Below are 1,308 nucleotides of genomic sequence, written 5' to 3' on the forward strand. Positions count from 1 at the left end.
TTTTTTTCAAAGAATCCCATTTAACAAATATATGCAATTGATATCTCAAAGTTATTTTCGGGAATCCGTTCGAGGTATTCCCCGTTTTATAAGAGAAATAACAAACAAGACCACGATAGAACCGACCAATGAAACGATAAGTGATACGCTAACACGATTAACCGATGGAACGATATCATACGATCTAAAATACAGGTCTCGTATAAAACAAGAGTTGGAACGTATAGTAAAAGATAATAATGGTAATAGGGGAAATATACAGGCGGCAAAATATACTAATTTGTCAGATGATATACAGGAAAGATTTTCTCTGTTTATTAATACGCTCAAAGAACGTCATACGGAAATTGAAATACTGTTGATACCAATACATCCAATTATGTATGATAAGATATCGAATAATCAGGAATATCAGGGAGTGTTAAAAACAGAAGAGTATATAAAAAAATATGCCGAACAAAATAATATACCTCTCAAGGGTTCTTTCAACTCTGCGCCATTTTTATTGGAAACAATGGATTTTTATGATGCTTTTCATCAAAAGAAAGAAGGTCTTGAGAAAGTATTGCGTAATTAGGACGTATATTATCCATTACTCACCAAAACACACCACTCCGCCTCTGCGGCAGGTTCATCCCCCACATAAGCCTTCCACACCTCGTCTTACGCAAAACCCCAAGTTGACGGTTAGTCTCTTTGTAGGGGCGTAGGCACGTGATGAAACACAAAAGGCGGAGAGAAAGCTCTGCCTTTGTGTGCGAAGACCGATGCGTCTGTCTTCGGTTTTTGCCGAACGCTTGCGTGTTCAGGTGGCTCCCGCGTTTAGCCCGCTCGACGGTTCATACAGGAATATCATGACTTATTCAAAACCAACAGTATCTGCCGCACGCGTCCTGTCCTGCGAAAGCGTCTTTCCAAACGTCTTCCGGCTGGCGCTCCGCTTCGCCGACAACGGCGCGGAGGTAGCGGTTCCGGGGCAGTTCTATATGCTGAAGGCGGCGGCGTCCGATGTGCTGCTGGGCAGACCACTTAGCGTACACCGCGCGGAACGGGCTGACGGCGGCACGGCGCTGACGTTCCTTATCCTGAAAAAGGGGCGCGGGACGGAATCGCTGTGCCGCCTTGCGAAGGGCGAGCGGGTGTCGCTGCTCGGCCCGCAGGGGAACACGTTTCCCCCGCCGGAGCAGACCTGCGGCGCGGGGCAAAAGCTGCTGTTCGCGTCGGGCGGAATCGGCGTTGCGCCGACCGCGGGCTTCGCTGCGACGCTCCCGCCGGGGAGCTATGATTTTTGCGCCTCGTTCAAAAGCG

The 1,308-nt window shown here is 48.1% G+C and carries 2 protein-coding genes; both read left to right on the forward strand.

Features of this window, described 5'->3' with window-relative positions; all coding sequences use genetic code 11:
• A partial coding sequence (locus AWU74_RS11700) for a hypothetical protein (protein WP_238580186.1) occupies nucleotides 1–577 on the forward strand: 577 nt, incomplete at its 5' end.
• Nucleotides 578–854: 277 nt separating this feature from the next.
• Nucleotides 855–1,308 (forward strand): FAD-binding oxidoreductase (locus AWU74_RS05620; protein ID WP_238580187.1); only part of this gene is annotated, 454 nt, incomplete at its 3' end.

The organism is Treponema endosymbiont of Eucomonympha sp., assembly GCF_001028545.1.